The organism is Mesobacillus maritimus (assembly GCF_023715205.1).
Classification (GTDB): Bacteria; Bacillota; Bacilli; order Bacillales; family Cytobacillaceae; genus Mesobacillus_B; species Mesobacillus_B maritimus_C.
The window spans coordinates 34,281-50,772 of the sequence record NZ_JAMBNR010000013.1 but is presented as its reverse complement, the minus strand read 5'-3'; the positions used below and the strand labels follow the sequence as shown (position 1 = coordinate 50,772).

14 protein-coding genes, 1 tRNA gene and 1 other annotated feature are annotated in these 16,492 nt (G+C 41.0%); of the genes, 1 reads left to right on the top strand and 14 read right to left on the bottom strand.

Annotation, left to right across the window (positions count from 1 at the left end; all coding sequences use genetic code 11):
• Positions 1–117 precede the first annotated feature (117 nt).
• The 14 genes from M3182_RS18015 to M3182_RS17950 all read right to left on the bottom strand — a co-directional run bounded on the left by M3182_RS18015 (position 118) and on the right by M3182_RS17950 (position 14,850).
• Positions 118–1,143 (bottom strand): tetratricopeptide repeat protein, encoded by a 1,026-nt coding sequence (locus tag M3182_RS18015; RefSeq protein ID WP_251431204.1) that lies wholly within the window; start codon positions 1,141–1,143, stop codon positions 118–120.
• A gap of 232 nt (positions 1,144–1,375) precedes the next feature.
• On the bottom strand, positions 1,376–1,960 hold the full coding sequence (gene leuD / locus M3182_RS18010) for a 3-isopropylmalate dehydratase small subunit (RefSeq protein WP_251559358.1): 585 nt from the start codon (positions 1,958–1,960) through the stop codon (positions 1,376–1,378).
• Between the two features lie 32 nt (positions 1,961–1,992).
• Positions 1,993–3,408 (bottom strand): 3-isopropylmalate dehydratase large subunit, encoded by a 1,416-nt coding sequence (gene leuC, locus M3182_RS18005; RefSeq protein ID WP_251559355.1) that lies wholly within the window; start codon positions 3,406–3,408, stop codon positions 1,993–1,995.
• A 17-nt stretch (positions 3,409–3,425) separates the two neighbouring features.
• A complete protein-coding gene (gene leuB / locus M3182_RS18000) occupies positions 3,426–4,538 on the bottom strand; it encodes a 3-isopropylmalate dehydrogenase (RefSeq protein WP_251559353.1) in 1,113 nt (370 codons plus the stop codon).
• 269 nt (positions 4,539–4,807) lie between these two features.
• Entirely contained in the window at positions 4,808–6,349 is a 1,542-nt protein-coding gene (locus M3182_RS17995; protein ID WP_251559351.1) for a 2-isopropylmalate synthase, read from the bottom strand.
• Positions 6,336–7,358, bottom strand: a complete 1,023-nt coding sequence (gene ilvC / locus M3182_RS17990) for a ketol-acid reductoisomerase (RefSeq protein WP_251431190.1) — start codon at positions 7,356–7,358, stop codon at positions 6,336–6,338. Before ilvC ends, M3182_RS17995 begins: the two co-directional genes overlap by 14 nt.
• Positions 7,359–7,419: 61 nt before the next feature.
• Positions 7,420–7,935 carry an acetolactate synthase small subunit gene (ilvN, locus tag M3182_RS17985; RefSeq protein ID WP_251431187.1) on the bottom strand — a complete coding sequence of 172 codons (516 nt, stop codon included), beginning with the start codon at positions 7,933–7,935 and terminating at the stop codon, positions 7,420–7,422.
• Positions 7,932–9,650: an acetolactate synthase large subunit gene (ilvB, locus tag M3182_RS17980; RefSeq protein ID WP_251559349.1), complete on the bottom strand. Its 1,719-nt coding sequence runs from the start codon at positions 9,648–9,650 to the stop codon at positions 7,932–7,934. The genes ilvN and ilvB overlap by 4 nt, the downstream gene beginning before the upstream one ends.
• 93 nt (positions 9,651–9,743) lie before the next feature.
• Positions 9,744–10,007: a binding site (T-box leader), on the bottom strand.
• A gap of 4 nt (positions 10,008–10,011) precedes the next feature.
• A complete protein-coding gene (gene ilvE, locus M3182_RS17975) occupies positions 10,012–10,917 on the bottom strand; it encodes a branched-chain-amino-acid transaminase (RefSeq protein WP_251431182.1) in 906 nt (301 codons plus the stop codon).
• A gap of 628 nt (positions 10,918–11,545) precedes the next feature.
• A tRNA-Arg gene (locus M3182_RS17970) sits at positions 11,546–11,622 on the bottom strand.
• A 114-nt stretch (positions 11,623–11,736) separates the two neighbouring features.
• The gene (locus tag M3182_RS17965; protein ID WP_251559347.1) at positions 11,737–12,261 is read right to left on the bottom strand and encodes a metallophosphoesterase; all 525 of its coding nucleotides are present in this window, start codon (positions 12,259–12,261) and stop codon (positions 11,737–11,739) included.
• Positions 12,258–12,863 (bottom strand): XTP/dITP diphosphatase, encoded by a 606-nt coding sequence (locus M3182_RS17960; RefSeq protein WP_251431178.1) that lies wholly within the window; start codon positions 12,861–12,863, stop codon positions 12,258–12,260. Before M3182_RS17960 ends, M3182_RS17965 begins: the two co-directional genes overlap by 4 nt.
• Positions 12,864–12,875: 12 nt before the next feature.
• Positions 12,876–13,628: a ribonuclease PH gene (gene rph / locus M3182_RS17955; protein WP_251431176.1), complete on the bottom strand. Its 753-nt coding sequence runs from the start codon at positions 13,626–13,628 to the stop codon at positions 12,876–12,878.
• A gap of 118 nt (positions 13,629–13,746) precedes the next feature.
• The gene (locus tag M3182_RS17950; RefSeq protein ID WP_251431174.1) at positions 13,747–14,850 is read right to left on the bottom strand and encodes a GerMN domain-containing protein; all 1,104 of its coding nucleotides are present in this window, start codon (positions 14,848–14,850) and stop codon (positions 13,747–13,749) included.
• A 178-nt stretch (positions 14,851–15,028) separates the two neighbouring features.
• Here M3182_RS17950 and M3182_RS17945 point away from each other — a divergent pair, with 178 nt between their 5' ends.
• Positions 15,029–15,919: a nuclease-related domain-containing protein gene (locus M3182_RS17945; RefSeq protein WP_251559345.1), complete on the top strand. Its 891-nt coding sequence runs from the start codon at positions 15,029–15,031 to the stop codon at positions 15,917–15,919.
• Positions 15,920–16,492: the final 573 nt, after the last annotated feature.

Genomic DNA, 16,492 nt, shown 5'->3' with positions numbered 1-16,492 from the left:
CGATGAATATCTCTTGAACATACAAGCAAATATTCCAGTTTAAATGTAAAATAGATTAATTTTTACATAATACAACCACTACATTATAACACAGGATTCTTTCGTTTCAACAGCCTACTAAATGATAGGCGAAGAAATTTCTTCTATCTTTTTGATAAAATCAACTGCTTCGACAGTTTTCTCAACAGACGTATCGTATTTTTCGACATAAACCGCTATTTCTTCATCCACACCCATATAATTTCTTGCTAGATAATGATAGGCCGCTGCCAATGCTTTCGCATCATCAGGTTTAGGATCAAACGGATAAAGCAGAAAGAAATTACGTTCAATTAAGCTGCGAATATTTTCATACAATACAGGGTCATCATGTTCAAGCTCAACCTCAATGAAGATAAGGATTTCTCGCAACATTTCGATTTCGTATAACTCCGGTAATGTTTCCGGAATAAAGCTAGCTTTCATTCCGAGCTTTTCTACTTCGACTTCCTTGTCGTATTCTTGCTCTCTGAGAATATTCAGCAGCATCGACTTTTGAAAAGGATGGCCTTCCTCAGACTGTAAATACAGTTTAATTTCATGTATGTATGGGCGAATATTTTCCTTTGCAAGTCTGTTCGCAATAAGCATTTGATCGTTTGGGTCTAGATAAGAAAATAAATCTAACCGCTCCCTAGAATTTACTTCAGCTTCAAAGTCCTCAGTGTCTTCGGGGTCTGTCTTGCTGTCTGCCATTTTACGGCTAAGGTGCAGCATCTTCGACAAATGTTCGAACTTCTCTTTAGGCACTTCTCGCTCCTCAAACAATGCCTCAATGGTCGTGATGACTTGGTCGTATTCATTCATTTGTATCATCATCATAATATAGAGGTCCATTACCTGAAAATAATCGCCAATTCCTTCCTTTAACATCTCTGCAGCCAATTTCTTTGCCTCTAGGGGATGACCTGATTCAAAGTAGGCTAGGACAAGGCCGGTGTAAACCTCACTATTCTGCTCTTCTAAACTCCGTGCTTGTTCAAGATGTTCAATGGCTTGGCGATACTTTTTTTCTTGAAGGTACATAAGTCCTTTTTCTAGCAAGCGTCTCTCAAGGCCCGGAAACAACACGATATTATCCTTTTTAGAATCTGGTTTCTTCATGCCTTTACCGCCTTAATAAAAAATAAAATTTTAACCAAAAGCTCCAGCTTCGTCACCTTGCCCCTCGAGTCGCTTCGGTCTGTCAGTTGAAGTCAAAGAACGACTTCATCTGCCAGCCCTCCAGCGCTTGTCGGGGCTGAACAGTCGCCTCCGCTTTTCCTATAGTGGTTAGTTTAGCATGGATGAGCTGGAAAACAAAAGATTCACAGCCATTATAGCCGTGAATCTTGTTTTAAATAAGTGAATCTTCGTATCTTTTAATCTGATCATCCATCTGTAAAGTTAACTCAATTTCGTCCCAGCCGTTAATAAGCATTTTTTGCCAATAAGCAGAAAGCGGGAACTCTGCTTGGAAGCCTTCAGCGTCTTTAATGGTTTTGTCTTCTACAGAAACGGTTAATTCATAAGAAGCACTCTTCGCTTTTTCAAGTAAATAGTGAACTTCTTCCTCTTTAAGCACAACTGGAAGCATTCCATTTTTCAAGCAGTTTTGGTGAAAAATATCTGCAAACGAAGGAGCAATCACTACTTGGATTCCGTAATCTTGTAATGCCCACGGTGCATGTTCTCGTGATGAACCACAGCCGAAGTTATCATTTGCAACCAAAATACTTGCTCCTTGGTTTTCTGGGCGGTTCAATTCAAATTCAGGATTTGGTGTTCCGTCCGCTAAAAAACGCCAGTCGTAAAAGAGATATTGACCAAACCCAGTCTTTTCTGTTCGCTTTAAAAATTGCTTTGGAATAATTTGATCAGTATCAACATTTACCCGATTCATTCCAGCTACTTTTCCACGTAATGTTGTTAGCCCTGCCATCTCATTTCTCCTTTCCCTATGCTGTTCGCTTATTAGTGAACGGCTTCAGCACTCTCCATTTTTCGTACATCTACAAAATAGCCATTTACAGCTGCAGCTGCAGCCATCGCTGGGCTAACGAGATGCGTTCTTGATCCAGCACCTTGACGCCCTTCGAAGTTACGGTTCGATGTAGAAGCACAATGCTCTCCTGCTGGGACAATGTCCGCATTCATACTTAGACACATACTACAGCCGGATTCACGCCATTCAAAACCTGCTTCAAGGAAAATTTTATCAAGTCCTTCAGCTTCAGCTAAAACTTTAACATTCTGTGATCCAGGAACGACAATCGCTTGTACGCCTGGAGCAACTTTTCGTCCTTTTGCGATTTCCGCTGCCATGCGCAAATCCTCTAGACGAGAGTTTGTACAGGAGCCAATGAAGACCTTTTGAATTTTGATATCACTAATTTGCTGTCCTTCTTTAAAGTCCATGTAAGCCAAAGCACTTTCAACTGAACGTCTTTCATTCTCATTTGCACATTCGTTTAAGAAAGGAACTCTACCTGTAACAGGAGCCGTTTGGGAAGGATTGGTTCCCCAGCTGACCATTGGAGCAATTTCACTTGCATCAATATAAATTTCTTTGTCATAAGTCGCATCTTCATCAGAAGCAAGCGCTAGCCATTTTTCAGCAGTTTCCTCAAACTCTTGACCACTTGGAACATACTTACGACCGCGTAAATATTCAATTGTTGTTTCATCTGGAGACACAAGACCTGCACGCGCCCCGCCTTCAATTGACATATTACACACCGTCATCCGTTCTTCCATGGTCATATCGCGAATCACTTCACCACAATATTCAATAATATGACCTGTTCCAAAATTCACACCATGCTTGGATAGCACATATAGAATGACATCTTTCGCCAGTACACCCGTTCCAAGCTTGCCGTCAACTTGAACCTTCAAAGTCTTTGGCTTGGATTGCCAAAGTGTTTGGGTCGCAAGTGTATGTTCAACCTCACTCGTTCCGATCCCAAACGCTATAGAACCAAATGCACCATGTGTAGACGTATGACTGTCTCCACAAACAATCGTCATACCTGGTTGAGTTAACCCAAGTTCTGGTCCAATGACATGGACGATTCCCTGTTCAGGACTGTTAATATCGGCTAACGTAATGCCGAACTCCTTACAGTTTTGTCTCAATGTTTCCATTTGGTTATTCGCAACAGGGTCGGTAATGTTGAATCGGTTAACAGTTGGTACATTATGATCCACTGTTGCAAATGTCCGATCAGGCCTTCTAACTTTTCGATTTTTCATTCTCAAACCTGAAAAAGCCTGGGGTGAGGTTACTTCATGGACTAAATGTAAATCAATGTAGAGAAGGTCCGGTTTCCCCTCTTCGCGATGGACGATATGTTGATCCCAAAGTTTATCAATAATGGTTTTTCCCATTTTTTCACCCTCCCTTTCTAGGCATATAAATTCATAATATTTAAGATTGCTTGATTATCTAAAATTGTTGCGGTTATTTCTTCAATCATTTCACGAGTTCCAACCGTCGCTTGATCTTTCCCTGCAATATCGCCCGTTTTTAAACCAGATTCTAAGACTTGCTTTACGGCGTTCTCAACTGCATCTGCTTCTTCATCTAAACCAAATGAAGTTCTAAGCATCATCGCTGCCGATAAGATCATCGCTACTGGATTGGCAATGTTTTTCCCTTCAATATCAGGAGCTGAACCATGAATCGGCTCGTATAGATTTGGACCTTCCACCGAAATACTTGCAGAAGGCAGCATTCCTAATGATCCTGTTAGTACTGATGCTTCGTCACTTAAAATATCGCCAAACATATTTTCCGTCACAAGGACATCAAATTGTTTCGGATTTTTAATCAACTGCATTGCAGCATTGTCGACAAGCATATGCTCAAGTTTTACCTCTGGGAAATCCTTAGCAACTTCCTCAGCTGTTTCACGCCACACACGACTAGATTCAAGCACATTTGCTTTATCCACAGATGTAACTTTCTTGCTACGCTTCTCCGCTAATTCGAAAGCTAAACGAATGATCCGTTCGATCTCTGATTTTTTATAAAATAAGGTATCGACAACAGCGTCTTCACCATCTGTAACTCTACGCTCACTTGGTTTTCCAAAATAAAGTCCACCTGTAAGCTCTCTGACTACCAACATATCAGCGCCTTCAATAACTTCAGGTCTAAGCGGTGAATTCTGTGCTGTTGAAGGATAATAACTGACTGGTCTTAAGTTCGCATAGAGGTTCAACTCTTTCCGAATCCGAAGCAGCCCTTTCTCGGGACGAAGGTGCCCAGGAAGTGTTTCCCACTTCGGACCGCCTACCGCTCCAAGGAGCACAGCATCGCTCTTTTTGCACATTTCAATGGTTTCTTCAGGAAGCGGTGTTCCGAGTGCATCAATCGCTCCCCCACCAATGCTTCCATAAGTGAAAGTAAATTGATGTCCGAAACGCTCTCCAATCGCTTGAAGAACACTTACTGCTCCTCGGGATACCTCCTTCCCAATGCCATCTCCAGGCAATACTGCGATCGTCTTTTCCATGAGTTTCCCCTCCATTATTATTAAAAACTGTTTTCGTAAACTTTGTTAGTAAAATCACAATCCTAATTTTAACCTGCAAGCTATTTTTATCATTTTATATATGTGGCTCTTTTCTATAGAAGATTAATAACCTTTTTTAACATTGGCTGTGTTAAACGTGGTTGTTGATTTCTGCTCCAACCAACTTGCTTGGAATCAACATGTATCGTTAACACAGCCTTTAATCTAAAAATCCACTATTCTTCTAAGAAAAGAGCACCGTAAAAAATTTACCCGTTCACAACTGGTTCAGCCGCATTTTCCCTCATATAAAGAACACGGTTGACAGCATTTAAATAGGCTTTTGCCGAAGCTTCGAGAACGTCTTGGGCAAGCCCACGACCTGTTGTTTCTTTGCCTGCATATTTCATTTTCACATAAACCTGAGCAAGGGCATCACGTCCTGCTCCGACCGATTGAATTCGATAATCCAATAGATCAATATGTTCATCCATACATTTTTCTAATGTGTTGTATAAAGCTTCAATACTACCCGCTCCAGTAGCGGCTTCTTGAATCTCTTCATTATTTTCACCCGATAGAATCACTGTTGCAGTTGGAACTTGATTGGTTCCATATTGAACTTGGATTGACTTTAAATGATAGAAACTATCGTCATTTGAAAGTTTCTCTTCAAGGACAATCGCAACCAAGTCATCATCTGTCATTTCTTTTTTACGATCTGCCATGTCTTTAAATACAGCAAACAACGGTTTAATATCTTCTTCAGGTATAGAAAGACCTAGTTCTTGTAGACGATTACGGAATGCGTGACGACCAGAGTGCTTTCCAAGAACTAAAGAATTATTTTGAACCCCTACTAATTCAGGTGAGATGATTTCATAAGTCGTCTTTTCTTTTAACACGCCATCTTGGTGAATACCAGATTCATGTGCGAACGCATTACGTCCAACCACCGCTTTGTTTGGCGGTACTGGCATCCCAGTCAATTTGGAAATAAGACTTGAAGAACGACTAATTTCTTGTAGGTTCAATCTCGTTTCTAAATTATAGTGATCTTTACGGATGTGAAGCGCCACCGCTAATTCTTCTAGTGAAGTATTCCCTGCACGCTCGCCAATTCCGTTAATTGTTCCTTCCACTTGTTTTGCACCATGACGAACGGCTGCAAGTGAGTTTGAAACTGCAAGCCCTAAATCGTCATGACAATGCGTCGATAATTCAACTTTTCCAATAGAAGGAACATGTTCAAACAAGTAATCAAAGATCGCACCATACTCTTCAGGAGTTGTATAACCAACTGTATCCGGGATGTTGATCACGCGCGCTCCAGCTTTGATCACTTCTTCAATAATTTCTGCTAAAAATGGTAGCTCTGTACGCGTTGCATCTTCAGCAGACCATTGCACAACCGAGAACTTGGAAGCTGCATACTTAACAGTTTGGACTGCCGTTTCTACAACCTGTTCTTTCGTTTGCTTTAGCTTAAACTCACGGTGAATTGGTGAAGTCGCAATAAACGTATGCAATCTTGGCTCAGCGCCGTCCTTTAACGCTTCCCATGCCGCATCAATATCAGAAATTACCGCTCGAGCAAGCCCTGTTACAGAAGCACCTTTAATGGTTTTGGCAATTTCTTTAACCGAAGCTAGGTCTCCAGGAGAAGCAGCTGGAAAGCCTGCTTCAATAATGTCAACATTTAATCTTTCCAGCTGTTTAGCTATCTCTAACTTTTCAGATTTATTCAGATTAACACCAGCCGACTGTTCCCCGTCTCTTAGCGTCGTGTCAAAAATCTTAACCTTTTGCAACTGCTGCCACTTCCTTCTTTTTACCTTGATTTACAAACGGCATCATCGCTCTTAGCTCACGACCAACCACTTCGATTGGATGCTGCTTTTCTCTTTCATTGATTGCATTGAATTCTGGACGATTTGCTTGGTTTTCAAGGATCCATCCTTTTGCAAAACGGCCTTCTTGGATATCTTTTAACACTTCTTTCATTTCCGCTTTAGTCGCTTCAGTTACGACACGCGGTCCGCTGACAAAATCTCCCCACTGTGCAGTGTCAGAGATGGAATAACGCATGTTTTCAAGTCCACCTTCGTACATTAGGTCAACAATCAATTTCAATTCATGTAGACACTCAAAGTATGCAAGTTCTGGCTGATAACCAGCTTCTGTTAACGTTTCAAAACCTGCTTTTACTAGAGCTGAAACCCCTCCACAAAGAACGGCTTGCTCTCCGAAAAGATCTGTTTCAGTTTCTTCTTTGAAAGTTGTTTCAAGTGCACCAGCACGTAGCGCTCCAATTCCATATGCGTAAGAAAGAGCTAATTCTTTTGCTTCTCCAGTTACATCTTGATAGATAGCGAATAGAGCAGGTACGCCAGCGCCTTCAGTGTAAACTCTTCTTACTAGGTGTCCAGGACCTTTAGGTGCTACAAGTAAAACGTCACATTCTTTCGGTGCAACGATTTGGTTGAAATGAATGTTGAAGCCGTGAGCGAACATTAGAGCTTGATTCGTTAGATTTGGTTCAATTTCACTTTTGTAAACCGCTGTTTGAAGTTCATCTGGAAGTAGGACCATCACTACATCTGCTTGAGCTGTTGCTTCAGCTACAGAGTATACTTGGAAACCATCTTCAACTGCTTGATCCCAAGAACGTCCTTTACGTAAACCAATGATTACTTCAACACCGCTATCGCGAAGGTTTTGAGAATGAGCATGACCTTGAGATCCGTATCCGATAACTGCTACTTTCTTTCCTTGTAAATACTGTGGGTTTGCGTCTCCGTTATAGTACATTTTTGCCATTTAAAATCTCTCCCTTTATTTTTATCGTTTAGTTTTATATTTATAGTTTGATAGCTATTGCTTATACAATTGAAAAATTAGTTTGTTGTTTTGAACGTTGGCTGCTTCTAGGGAAAGCCGTTGTTCCTGTTCGCGCTAATTCTTTGATGCCGTATGGCTTAATTAACTCAATAAACGCTTCTAGCTTCTCGGATTCTCCAGTAATCTGGATGATTAAGCTTTCCTTCCCAACATCAATGACAGATGCACGGAACGGTTCGATCAGTGCGTAAATTTCACTGCGGTTTTGCGGTGTTGATTGAACCTTGATTAACGCAAGTTCTCGAGACACAACCGCTTGATCGCTAATATCTGCTACTTTTAACACATCGATTTGTTTGTTTAATTGTTTCGTAATTTGCTCGATGATCCTGTCATTGTCTACATTGACAACACAAGTGATTCGAGATACTCCTTCTTGTTCCGTATGCCCGACCGAAATGCTTTCAATATTATAATTCCGCTTGGAAAATAAGTTGGTAATACGGTTAAGGACACCCGGTCGATTGAGTACGGTTAGAGTAATGATTCGTCTCATTTTTTCACCCCTACCATTTCGTGTAGCCCTTTTCCAGGAGCAATCATTGGATAAACGTTTTCGCCTTCTGCCACTCTAAAATCTAGCAGGACAGGTTCGTTATTATTCATCACTTCTTTTAAAATGGTTTCTGCTTCTTGTTCGGAAGTGATTTCATATCCCTTAATTCCATATGCATCTGCTAGTTTTACAAAAGATGGCTGAGACGGAATTTTACTATGAGAATATCTTTCTTGATAGAAAATTTCTTGCCACTGTCGAACCATTCCTAACGAGCGATTATTGTAGATAGCGATTTTGATCGGTAAATTCATCTCGCGAATGACCGCTAGTTCTTGAGTAGACATTTGGAAACCTGCATCTCCAAGGATTGCCACAACTGTTGCGGATCGATCCGCAAGCTGAGCGCCAATCGCAGCTGGAAGTCCAAATCCCATGGTACCAAGCCCACCTGATGTCACCCAACGGTCCGGATTCTTGAATTGATAATACTGCGCCGCCCACATTTGATGCTGACCTACATCAGTAACCACAATTCCTTCACCGTTTGTTTCTTCGAACAGCATTTCAGTAACCCGCTGTGGCTTTAGCGGTGCATTTGAATTTTCATACCAATAAGGATTTTCTTTTTGCCAGCTTTCTAACGTTTGAATCCATTCACTATTCTCAGGCGGTTTGCCTTCTTGTTTGACCAACATGCTGAGCGCTACTTTTGCATCGCCTACGACTGGAATCTCAGTTGGTACATTTTTGCCAATCTCAGCTGGATCGATATCGATATGAGCAACCGTTGCTTTTGGAGCAAAGTGCTTCAAGTTTCCTGTTAACCGGTCATCGAATCGAGCTCCAATGTTGATAAGCAAATCACATTCAGACAATGCCATATTTGCTGTATAACAACCGTGCATACCAGCTAAACCGAAGAATAACGGATGGTCGGCTGGGAAACCACCTAAACCGAGAAGAGTATGAACAACTGGAATTTGTTGTTGTTCAACATACTCACGCAATAACTCAGATGCTTTCGAGAAAAGTATTCCCGCACCCGCTAGAATCACTGGACGTTTTGCACTACTTACCGCTTCTGTTAACTTGCGAATTTGCAAGTAGTTTGGCTCAATCGTTGGCTGGTAACCAGGTAAAGAGATTTCCTCTTCTGCAGGTGGTTCAATCATTCCTGATGCAATATCTTTTGGAAAGTCGATGAGAACTGGACCTGGACGACCTGTTGTTGCAATATGGAAAGCTTCTTTGATGAGTCTTGGAATATCCTCAATATTGCGAACTTGCAGATTATACTTTGTGATTGGGGTTGTAATCCCTAAAATATCTGCTTCTTGGAAAGCATCCGTTCCAATTACTCCAGTCGCAACTTGCCCGGTAAAGACAACCAATGGCAAGGAGTCCATCATTGCATCCGCTAATCCTGTTACAATATTTGTTGCTCCTGGTCCTGAAGTTGCAATCACTACTCCGGCTTTCCCACTGATTCTTGCATACCCTTCAGCTGCATGAATTCCACCTTGTTCATGGCGAGGAAGAACATGGAGGATATCGCAATCGTAAATTTTATCGTAAATCGGTAGGACAGCTCCTCCTGGGTATCCAAAAATGACTTCTACTTCTTCCTTTTTTAAAGCTTCCAGCAAAAGATCCGCGCCAGTAACAGTCTTTTTTTCAGCTTTTACTTTTGTAAAAGCGGCTTCTTGCAGCATTCGTTCCAGCCTCCTATCATTTAAACACTTTCTATTTTTTTACAATAAAAAAATAGCCATTTCCATCACCAAATGCCCGCGCTAATCGTCAGGCAAAGGGATGAAAAAGGCTATTTGATCACCAATTCCACGGTACCACCCTCATTCACGTAGAAACTGACCATCTACGTGCACTCTAGGACTATGTATAGTCCGTTTTGATAACGGGTGGCTGACACCCGACCGGCTTTACTAGGGAGACCTTTCAAACCGGCGCTCCGAGGTGAGTTCATCCTAAGCCCCAACACCGGTTCCCAGCTACCCCGGCTCTCTGTTGATGGTCTGCATAGAATTACTTGTCCTCGTCCACACTTTTTCTTATTCAACTAACATTTGGTTCTGCTTTTAAGGAGTATACTTTAACTCCCTCAGATATGACTTTCTTTCTGAATTGTTCGAGTATTTTATTTGTATGAACACCTGGTTTGCCATCGCCAATGACTCTGCCATCTACTTTTACAACAGCAATAACCTCAGCGGCTGTCCCGGTTAAAAATACTTCATCAGCTGTATAGACATCGTGTCGTGTGAAAGGTTCTTCTTTCAGTTCATATCCTAACTCCTTCGCAATATCCATTACTGCGTTCCTGGTAATGCCTTCTAAGGCACCGATATAACCAGGTGGTGTATAGAATGTATCCCCCTTCACGATAAACACGTTATCAGCCGAACCTTCTGCAACATAACCTTGGTCATTTAGCATTAAAGCTTCATTGACATTTGCTAGTCGCGCTTCGATTTTAACTAAAATGTTATTTAAGTAGTTTAATGATTTCACTTTAGGACTCAATACATCTGGACGATTTCTTCTTGTTGCGACAGTCACAATTTCAAGTCCTGTTTCATATAGTTCTTTAGGGAAAATTGATAGTGGCTCGACGATAATGACGACATTCGCACGAGTACAATTATTTGGATCTAACCCTAAATCCCCTGTGCCTCTCGAGACAACTGCTCGAATATAAGCATTTTCAAGCTTGTTTTTTTCAACCGTTTTTGCAATTAAGTTTGTCAACTCTTCTTGACTATGAGGAATTTCCAGCATGATGGATTTGGCTGAGCGGTAAAGACGATCCATATGCTCTTCCATTCTAAAAATGTTCCCAGCATATACTCGAATCCCCTCGAACACGCCATCTCCATATAGGAACCCATGGTCATAAACGGAAATTTTTGCATTTTCTTTCGTGACGAATTCACCGTTTAAATAAATCCATTGATCGGGCACCGAAATACATCTCCTTTTTCCAAATAAACGCTTTAAACAATTAAAAACTAAAGGTGCAAAAATTCTGACATTTCACCTTGAGATTAAATATACGATTTTTCCTTTTAGATTTCTTGCCCGTTTGGTAGATAATCTGACTAAGAAAATCATTTAATTGAGGACTATCTTACGCTCATTTTCCCCCGGCGTCAACGGGTTTTATGAAAAATTTTAGACAATTCTTTTTATTGTTTTTATTGTATCCGCTTCCAATGTTGGTTTCTTCACATTTTTCTGTTTTGAATTTCTTTTCAAAAATTTTTGGTTTCCTGATTAGTACTTTAGACCAATACAGGGTTCGATATAAAAAACTTGAATCGCAAATGAAAATGAGAGGTCGCTCGGAGATATTATGTTTAATTAAAAAGGCTGTTTTTGATAGGATGTTTCGTAAAAATAGTTGTTAAAATCTAAAAACCGATTTTTGCACAATTGAGTCATTTCCTACGTTTTGAGTTTGTAGGCTTTTTCTCATATCGGATCTCATAGCTCATTCAGTCAAACTTTTTTCTTCAAAAGTTTGAGAAAAGCCATTAAAAAGAACGCAAAAAAACTCACCTTAGACAAGGTGAGTCAATATGTAGTGTAATGGCGTCCCAGGAGAGATTCGAACTCCCGACCGACGGCTTAGAAGGCCGTTGCTCTATCCTGCTGAGCTACTGGGACATTATTTTCAAAGACAAGATTTATTATATTAGGATTTAATGTATAAGTCAATACAATCTTAAATATTTTTTCTAAGGGAAGAAGGATTTCTCCCCTTAGTTATTAGATCGATTTTTAATTAGACTTTGAAATCGAAAACTCCTGAGAAAGTGAGCTTATTTCCCCTTGGTCGACATCGAAAACGCTGAGCGACGCATTTCCTTCATTTAGTTCAAGAATGACATAAGACCGTTCTCTTCTTCCACGAGGTAACCGAATACTTCCAGGGTTAATGTATAATTTTCCATCAATCATTTCAGCTCCAAGGAGATGAGAATGGCCAAAACAAACGATATCGGCCCCTGTTTCTTCTACACGGTACGCAAGAGTTAGCAAACTCGATTTGACAGAATAGAGATGCCCATGAACCACCAAGATTTTAAACTCATCAACCTCTACCATTGTTTCTTCAGGAAAGTCTCCATAAAAATCACAATTACCTTTAACAGTCGTAAACCCCCTTAAGGAGGGATTGTCATTTGAGAGCTCTGAATCTCCACAATGAATGAAATAATTAACCTCATTTTCATGACGCTCTTTAATTGTATCTAGTAATTCAGTAGAACCATGACTATCACTGACTATTAAAATTTTTGTCATGCTTCGCCTCCGAAGTCGAATGCGAAATTTTCTTCTAGTTTTTGGATGGCATTCGCGCGATGGCTAATTTTATTTTTTTCTTCTGGCAGCAACTCGGCCATTGCTTTGCCTTTTTCTGTTACAAAAAAGATTGGGTCGTAACCAAATCCATTCGTTCCGCGGCGTTCTGTTAATATTTGGCCCTCACAACTTCCCGCAAATGTGACTGTTTCTTTTCCTGGTTGTGCGATAGCTAAAACACAGCGAAATCTCGCAGTTCGTTCGTTTTCAGGAACACCTGTTAACTCTTCAAGAACTTTATCGATATTATCTTCATCATTTTTACTCGGTCCAGCATAGCGTGCAGAATACACACCCGGGCGCCCTTCAAGTGCATCCACTTCAAGACCAGAATCATCCGCAATAACCATTTTATTCAGTTTTTTGCTAATGGTTTCGGCTTTAATTTTAGCGTTTTCCTCAAAAGTTGAACCTGTTTCCTCCACATCTTCCATGTCTGGAAAATCAAGAAGCGTCTTAACCTTTGCTCCTTTTGCATTGAAAATCCGTTCAAACTCCCGTGCTTTACCACTGTTTTTAGTCGCAATGATTATTTCTTCCATGAAGTTTATCCCCTATCTTTTTGCATTGGTAATTTGTTGAGAAATTTCTTCTCCTAGAGCTTGTTTTTGATACTCAAAAATTTCCGTTAATCCTTCCTGCGCACCTTTTAACAGCTCTTGCAATTCATTGTATGAAAAAGTCGCTTCTTCTCCAGTCCCTTGGAGCTCAACAAACTCTCCCTTCCCTGTCATCACAACGTTCATATCTACATTTGCCGCGGAATCTTCCACATAATTTAAATCAACAACGACTTTTCCATCTTTAAGAATGCCAACACTTGTAGCTGCTAAAAAGTCGGTAATGGGAAAACTTTTAATTTTCTTCGCTTTAAACAGCTTTTGAAATGCCAATGCTGTAGCCACAAACGCACCTGTAATTGAGGCTGTTCGCGTCCCACCATCCGCTTGAATCACATCACAATCGATCCAAACTGTTCTCTCGCCAATAACATCAAGATTGACGACCGCTCTTAAAGCTCGTCCAATGAGACGTTGAATCTCCATCGTTCTTCCTGTTACTTTCCCTTTTGATGATTCTCTAATATTTCGTTGCTCAGTTGCACGAGGCAGCATCGAATATTCCGCCGTAATCCATCCTTTGCCTTGATTACGCATAAACGGAGGGACCTTGTCTTCAATACTTGCAGAGCAAATTACTTTTGTATCTCCAACTGAAATGAGTACCGATCCTTCTGGATGCTTCAAATATTCAGTTTCAATATGTATAGGTCTTAATTGCTGTGGTTCACGTCCATCATAACGCATGCCTTGTTCCTCCTTCACTCGTTCACTGCTTTACTTTATGTAACCTTCACATTAAAGAAGAGGCAGCAAATTGCCTGCCTCTTTATCGTTCCTTATTAGTATAACAAATTTCACCAATTTAAAAACTACCCGTGTTGACATTTTGAGGACGAGTAACCGGTTCAGTTAACTCCTTGCCACCTTCGGTTTTAAGACCTGCTTCACCTTTGACAGTGACGGCAACACTTTCAATTCCTTTTTGCTCAGTTAGAGAAAGCACCAATGTGTTCAACACATGCTCAGAAACCATTTTCTCTTCCATGCTCCCGTAAATAGATTCATTGAAATCAAGCGTAACTTGCCCATCGTCAATTTTAGGTTCTTCGACTAACTTAACACCAGTTTGGAACTGTGACAATAAACCTGTTCCATATCCCGGTCCAGCGGCAAGCTCTTCAACAATCGTTTCAATCTCAGAAGAATCATCATTTTCCACCCGCTTTGTCACAGGAACATAATAATAGTCTTCAGCCTCTCCACCGATATAATAAACCGTAACTGGTTTTGAGTTGGTGATATCCACGACGCCTTCCGTGCTTACATTAATTCCATTCGCTCTGCTTAATTTCTCCCCAATTGGTGTTCCGTTAACAGGCATGCTGTCAAGTTCTTTTCCATTCAATTGTATTTTCACGTTATCAATTGAGTCAAATTGGGTTAAAGTCCAAGTAACAGATTCTAGTATTCTTTGTTCGTCTTCCTCCGCATAAGTCGCAAATTCATTTGAGAAATCGACTGTAGCTGTACCATCTTTGATATTAACGGTCATTGCCGTGTCTGCTGGGAGTACAGCTCTAAAATCATTTGGTAAATGTTGTTGTACAGGCCCATTTACGACAAGGTATTCTAGTGCCTGCTTTGCTACACTTTCTGTTTTTGGAAGATCCATAGTTTGAGAAACAACATAGCCATTTTTATCAATTAAATAAAGCTCCGTTGGAACTGTTGTTTCCACTGCTTCTTCTTGGTCAGCACCCTGTTCTTCTTTTTGCTCTTTTGTTTGCTCTTCTGTTGCCCCAGCCTCTTCAATTGTCCCCATTTCCTCTTCCTCTAAGTAGCTCACATCCTGAGGTGGGTCAATTTCTTTCTTTTCTTCCCCCCCAAACAAACCACAGCCTGATAGAAACACCGCCGTTGCCACTGCCGTTGTCGTTAGCAAAGTTGCTTTTTTATTTTTAGACATATAATCCCCTCCAAAAAGACAGTTTGTACTAACATTTATACGAGCCTATTATGGAAATTAGACCGGCTTGACTATTTTTTTTATAAAAAGTTCATCTGTTTGGAAACAATGTCATAAAACGTTTGCTTGTTGTGGGTTGAAATCTAGCTTTATAGTTAGGGAGAAAGGAAGTGAGGGTTTGATTTTAAGACCTAGAGTTGCATCGAAGGAATTACTGCTTCTCCGTTCTTTAAATGCCCGCGCACGGTTGCAGTATTATAATCTTGAGAAAGGATATGAAGGAGAGGTGCAATTTGATCGATACATGCAGCAGAATTTGTTGCAAGACCGTTATATTGTGAACGATTTGCTTTTAGAAAAGAATAACACAAAATTTCAGCTGGATTCGGTGCATATTGCACAAAGCACAGCCTACCATTTTGAAATTAAAAATTACGAAGGAGACTATTATATTGAATCCGACCGTTTTTTCACTTTCTCTGGCAAAGAAATCCTGAACCCCTTCCACCAGGTAAAACGAAGTGAGTCCCTTCTACGACAACTAATGAACAGCCTGGGATTTCCCCTATCGCTAGAATCCTATCTCATCTTTGTAAATCCTGAATTTTATCTATATAACGCCCCAAAAGACCCATCCATCATTTTCCCTAATCAACTGAACCGCTTCATGCGAAAGTTAAATATGAAATCCTCCGTTTTGAATCCCAAACACTTAAAATTAGCAGAGCAACTTGTATCATTGAATCTCGTAGATGACCCGTATAAACGAATTGCTCCTTATCAGTATGAACAGTTGCAGAAAGGGATTTTGTGTGCGCAGTGTTATTCGGTGGATGTCATAGTTAAGGATACTAAAGTCATCTGTGAACATTGTGGTTGTAGTGAAGATTTGGATTCGGCTGTGGTCAGAAGTGTAGAGGAGTTAAGATTGTTGTTTCCGGAGGTTAGAATAACTACAAGCATGATCTACGATTGGTGTAGAGTGATAGAATCGCATAAGACGGTTAGAAGGATTTTAAATCAGAACCTTACAAAATATGGTTCAAACAAGTGGATCTATTATGAGTGATTTTTATCTTTAGCACTGTATTTTAAATAAAGTAGCTCTCGATTACCGGTGACCTCTTTTTTCGGCGCCGACGGGCATTGAGGAACACTCTCAGTTACCGTCGGCCTCTTTCTCCTGCTCCAACGGGCATCGAGGAACACTCTCAGTTACCGTCGACCTCTTTTTTCGGCGCCAACGGGCATCGAGGAACACTCTCGATTACCGGTGACCTCTTTTTTCAGCGGCGACGGGCACCGAGGAACACTCTCAGTTACCGTCGACCTCTTTTTTCAGCGGCGACGGGCATCGAGGAACACTCTCGATTACCGGTGACCTCTTTTTTCGGCGCCAACGGGCATCGAGGAACACTCTCAGTTACCGTCGACCTCTTTTTTCAGCGGCGACGGGCATCGAGGAACACTCTCGATTACCGGTGACTACTTTTTTCGGCGCCAACGGGCATCGAGGAACACTCTCAATTACCGGTGACCTCTTTTTTCGGCGCCGACGGGCATTGAGGAACACTCTCAGTTACCGTCGGCCTCTTTCTCCTGCTCCAACGGGCATCGAGGAACACTCTCGATTACCGGTGAC

Coding starts and splice junctions, on each gene's coding strand:
- M3182_RS17965 (WP_251559347.1), bottom strand. CDS start 12,261: ATGACAAAAATTTTAATAGTCAGTGATAGTCATGGTTCTACTGAATTA.
- leuB (WP_251559353.1), bottom strand. CDS start 4,538: ATGGAAAAGACGATCGCAGTATTGCCTGGAGATGGCATTGGGAAGGAG.
- M3182_RS18015 (WP_251431204.1), bottom strand. CDS start 1,143: ATGAAGAAACCAGATTCTAAAAAGGATAATATCGTGTTGTTTCCGGGC.
- ilvC (WP_251431190.1), bottom strand. CDS start 7,358: ATGGCAAAAATGTACTATAACGGAGACGCAAACCCACAGTATTTACAA.
- ilvN (WP_251431187.1), bottom strand. CDS start 7,935: ATGAGACGAATCATTACTCTAACCGTACTCAATCGACCGGGTGTCCTT.
- M3182_RS17960 (WP_251431178.1), bottom strand. CDS start 12,863: ATGGAAGAAATAATCATTGCGACTAAAAACAGTGGTAAAGCACGGGAG.
- M3182_RS17950 (WP_251431174.1), bottom strand. CDS start 14,850: ATGTCTAAAAATAAAAAAGCAACTTTGCTAACGACAACGGCAGTGGCA.
- ilvB (WP_251559349.1), bottom strand. CDS start 9,650: ATGCTGCAAGAAGCCGCTTTTACAAAAGTAAAAGCTGAAAAAAAGACT.
- leuC (WP_251559355.1), bottom strand. CDS start 3,408: ATGGGAAAAACCATTATTGATAAACTTTGGGATCAACATATCGTCCAT.
- rph (WP_251431176.1), bottom strand. CDS start 13,628: ATGCGTTATGATGGACGTGAACCACAGCAATTAAGACCTATACATATT.
- leuD (WP_251559358.1), bottom strand. CDS start 1,960: ATGGCAGGGCTAACAACATTACGTGGAAAAGTAGCTGGAATGAATCGG.